Source organism: Mesorhizobium sp. M4A.F.Ca.ET.050.02.1.1 (genome assembly GCF_003997725.1).
GTDB lineage: Bacteria > Pseudomonadota > Alphaproteobacteria > Rhizobiales > Rhizobiaceae > Mesorhizobium.
On the sequence record NZ_RZSG01000530.1, the window covers coordinates 1 to 4,204 of the forward strand.

Below are 4,204 nucleotides of genomic sequence, written 5' to 3' on the forward strand. Positions count from 1 at the left end.
GCCTTGGCGGCGGCGAAAGCCACCCGGTTCGACGGGCCTTCGATGAAGGAACTGAAGGTGTAGCGTGGATCGAGCGGCGACCCCAGCACATTGTGCCGGAACTCGGTCTCTGCGGGCACGCCCGGGCGCGGCGCCGGAGCCCGTTCGACCCTGCCTGTCGCGGCGGTGCCCGCGGCGAGCGCCGTCTGCGTCTGTCGGGTCATCTTACGCGCCGGCGTCACCTCAGGCTCGACGCCATTGCGTGTCTGGCGCGTGGCGGTGCGCACCACGATCTCGATCTTGAGGACTTCGGGATCCTCGTGCTTCCACAATTCCGCGATCAGATCGAGATAGTGGCCGTTGATCCACGACCGCAGGAAGGCCGTGGGTACCGAGATGCGGACAATGCCGCGGGAAGCCTCGGCAACCTTCATGCGGCCAAACCAGCTTGAATAGACCTCAGCTCCCAGGCGCGCCTTCAGCTGGGCCTTGACGCGCTCGAACTTCTGTTCCGCGTCGCTGGAACCCGCCATGCTGTCCCCTCCGACGAATGTTGTTGGGAATGGGAGTTCGCTGGTTAGCTCCCTTTCGATGCCGCTCTGCATGATCGAGTTCCTTGTCCTTTTGTACCCTTTTCCGCCGGGGATGCGCCTCCTGCATCCATGTTTCCGGCGACCGTATCTTCGCTGCGACACCACCGCCGCCGCCGGCAGGTGATCATCGCCTCGTAACAAAGGGACCGGTGCCAGCTCTTGCAAGCTGGGCCGTTCTCGACACACCAGGGCAATGCGATGCCATCCGGCGAAAACGCCGGCTCCATCGACCTGCCATGTACAATTACGCCAGTCCCCTACCGCCTCGAAAAGACAAATCAAGCCCGTTCGCGGAATTGATCCACGTCATGAATTCTGCCATTTTGTGGTGGCCGATTCAGGCTGGGTTGAAGGCCAAGAGCCCGTCCCTTCGATGGATGGACATTACCGAAATCGCTGTGGATAGGGCAAGGCCACGACTAACGGATTTTTAACGAATCTGGTTAGCGGAGACGGGTTCGGAGCGGGTGCCGCAACGGCATATTTTGACAAAGCCATTGTGATTCAAACCCTTTTCCGGCGAATATGAAAATGGCCGCTCGGCACGAAATTTTCTGAAATAATTCGCTTGACAGCTACTTGTCCCCCGCCGCTCGAACGCGATGTGAACAAGCTGTGGATCACCATCCACAGGCGTTTGAAATATATAGCTAATTTCTGACAGCCGAATTTTGGTCAGCGCCCGCTTTCGGCATAACGGAATATCAGTGCGCATGTATATGCCGGCAAAGTAAACCGGATTTTGAAATCCAGCCTGGACGCGATCTCGGGGCGTTCTTTTTAAGTACTTGCCGGCAAACGAAAAAACCCGGCGTCATCCGCCGGGTTCGAAGAACGCAAGTTTAGTAAAGGCTTATCAGGCAGTCAGTACCTTGAGCCGGTGCGCCAGTCTGGAAACCTTGCGCGACGCCGTGTTCTTATGGATCACGCCCTTCGTCGCGGCGCGCATCAATTCCGGCTCGGCAGCCTTGAACGCGGCCAGCGCGGCAGCCTTGTCGCCCGAGGCGAGCGCCTCTTCGACCTGGCGCACATAAGTGCGGACGCGCGAGCGGCGGTTCTTGTTGATCGCGGCCCGGCGGGCGATCTTGCGCGTTGCCTTCTTGGCCGAGGAGGTGTTGGCCATGGTGCCTCTCTTCTGATCTGGTGGGCGCCAGCGGTATCGCAGGGCGCAAAAAACAAACGGGCAGCCACAGGCCGCCTCGGTTGGTGCGGCTTATAGTTCAGCTTTTCCGGCGCGTCAACGCCGCTTCGCCTTCTTTTTGACGCCGGCGCCCGACCATCTTATCGGTTGGTGAAATTGGGCTTCCGCTTCTCGGCAAAGGCGGCCATGCCTTCCTTCTGGTCGTCCAGCGCAAACAGCGAGTGGAACAGCCGCCGCTCGAACCGCAAACCCTCGGCAAGCGTCGTTTCATAGGCCCGGTTGACGGCCTCTTTCGTCATCATCACCGACGGCAGCGAGAACTCGGCGATCTTGGCCGCGGCCTTCAGAGCTTCCTCAATGAGATCGCCCGCGGGCACGACGCGCGACACCAACCCGCAGCGCTCCGCCTCGGCCGCATCCATCATCCGCCCGGTCAGGCACATGTCCATCGCCTTCGACTTGCCGACAAAACGGGTCAGCCGCTGCGACCCGCCCATGCCGGGCATGACGCCAAGCGTGATCTCGGGCTGGCCGAACCTTGCGGTATCCGCGGCGATGATGAAATCGCACATCATTGCCAGTTCGCAGCCGCCGCCAAGCGCGTAACCCGCAACCGCCGCGATGATCGGCTTTCGCACGCGCGTGAGTTGCTCCCAGCCGACGAAGAAGTCCTGCGTGTAGGCATCGACGAAGGCGATCGATTGCATCTCCTTGATGTCGGCGCCAGCCGCGAAGGCCTTCTCGGAACCGGTGATGATGATCGCGCCGATGCCGGCATCGGCGCCGAACCCGCTCATCGCCGCGACCACCTCCGCCATGACCTGGGAGTTCAGCGCGTTGAGCGCCTTCGGCCGGTTCAGCGTGATCAGCCCGACCTTGCCGCGCGTTTCCACGATGATTGTTTCATAGGTCATGGCATCGCCTCCTCGTTCCGATTGAGGGATCGGTCTAGCTCACCGCTGACAGGTCCGGCAATAGAAGGTCGAGCGGCCGCTCTGCACGATACGCTCGATATGGCCGCCGCAGCCGGGCTTTTGGCATGGCTCGCCCTCGCGGTCGTAGGCCGCGAAGGAATGCTGGAAATAGCCGAGCGACCCATCGGACTGCACATAGTCGCGCAGCGAGGAGCCACCGGCGGCGATCGCATCGGCGATGACCGACCGGATCGCTTCGGCCAGGCGCTCGCTTCGCTCCCTCGCCTTTTTGCCGCCTCCGGCGATTGTGCCCGCCTCGCGCAGCGGCGACAGGCCGGCGCGCCACAGCGCTTCTGATACATAGATATTGCCGAGTCCCGCGATCAGCCGCTGGTCGAGCAGCGCCGCTTTCAATGGCGATCTGCGGCCGGCGAGCAGCGAAGCGAGCAGGGCGCCGTCCAGCGCATTGCCGGTCGGCTCGATGCCTAGGCCGGTCAGCATCGGATGAGTGTCTGGCGCGCCTTCCGCAAACAGCATGAAGCCGAAACGGCGCGGATCGTTGAAGATCACCCGCGAGCGGGTACCCGCGGGAGATTCGATGTCGAACACGACATGGTCGTGCGCCGAATTCTTCGAGCGCTCGTGATGGAACGCGCCGGGCGTTTCGCCTTCGGCGGTTTCGATGCGGAAGGAGCCCGACATGCCGAGATGGCAGATCAGCACCGGACCGCCATCGACATGCATGGTGAGGTACTTGGCCCGCCGGCCGAGCGCGGTGATGGTCTTGCCGGTTAGCCGTTCGGAGAAGCGCGCGGGAAATGGAAACCTGAGATCGGGCCGGCGCGCTTCGACCCTGACCAGGCGAGCGCCTTCCAGGACCGGCTGCAGCCCGCGCCGGACGGTTTCGACCTCAGGCAGTTCGGGCATGGCCGCCCATCGCCGCATAAAAGGAGGTGCCGTGACGGCCGGGCGCCAGCCCGAGATGCTCCGCGACGGTCTCGCCGATATCGGCGAAAGTCGGTCTGAGGCCGATGTCGCCGCCCGCGAGCCCAGGTCCGGTGCCGATCACCGGGATGCGCTCGCGCGTATGGTCGGTGCCGCGCCAGGTCGGATCGTTGCCATGGTCCGCGGTGAGGATGAAGAGGTCGCCTTGCTTCAATTTCACCAGCGCTTCGGGCAGGCGCCGGTCGAACGCCTCGAGCGCCGCGGCATAGCCGGCGACGTCGCGCCGATGGCCGAACTCCGTGTCGAAATCGACGAAATTGGCAAACACCAGGTCGCCGTCGCCGGCCTCGTCCATCGCGCCGAGCGCCTTGTCGAACATCGCCATGTTGCCGGCGGCCTTGCGCACCTCCGAGATGCCGCGATGCGCGAAGATGTCGCCGATCTTGCCGACCGCGATGACCTTGCTGCCGCGCCCAGTCAGCCGGTCGAGCAGGGTCGGCTCTGGCGGCGGCACCGCATAGTCGCGGCGGTTATATGTCCGTTCGAAGGTGGCGACGCTTTCGCCGACGAAAGGCCGGGCGATAACCCGGCCGATGTTCAGCGGATCGGCCAGCCTGCGCACCGTCTTGCAG

5 protein-coding genes are annotated in these 4,204 nt (G+C 63.2%); all 5 read right to left on the reverse strand.

All coding sequences use genetic code 11. The features are described 5' to 3' along the window. Window positions 1–584 (reverse strand): DnaA N-terminal domain-containing protein (locus EOA33_RS26190; RefSeq protein ID WP_281033557.1); only part of this gene is annotated, 584 nt, incomplete at its 3' end. An 844-nt stretch (window positions 585–1,428) separates the two neighbouring features. Further along, window positions 1,429–1,695, reverse strand: coding sequence for a 30S ribosomal protein S20 (gene rpsT, locus EOA33_RS26195; protein ID WP_126056644.1), 267 nt, complete (start codon window positions 1,693–1,695; stop codon window positions 1,429–1,431). A 158-nt stretch (window positions 1,696–1,853) separates the two neighbouring features. Continuing rightward, window positions 1,854–2,627, reverse strand: coding sequence for an enoyl-CoA hydratase (locus EOA33_RS26200; protein ID WP_126056643.1), 774 nt, complete (start codon window positions 2,625–2,627; stop codon window positions 1,854–1,856). A gap of 39 nt (window positions 2,628–2,666) precedes the next feature. Continuing rightward, window positions 2,667–3,554 carry a bifunctional DNA-formamidopyrimidine glycosylase/DNA-(apurinic or apyrimidinic site) lyase gene (gene mutM / locus EOA33_RS26205; RefSeq protein ID WP_126056642.1) on the reverse strand — a complete coding sequence of 296 codons (888 nt, stop codon included), beginning with the start codon at window positions 3,552–3,554 and terminating at the stop codon, window positions 2,667–2,669. Then, window positions 3,538–4,204, reverse strand: a 667-nt coding sequence (locus tag EOA33_RS26210) for a phosphopentomutase (protein ID WP_127406958.1), incomplete at its 5' end; no start/stop codon positions are given. The genes mutM and EOA33_RS26210, both read right to left, overlap by 17 nt.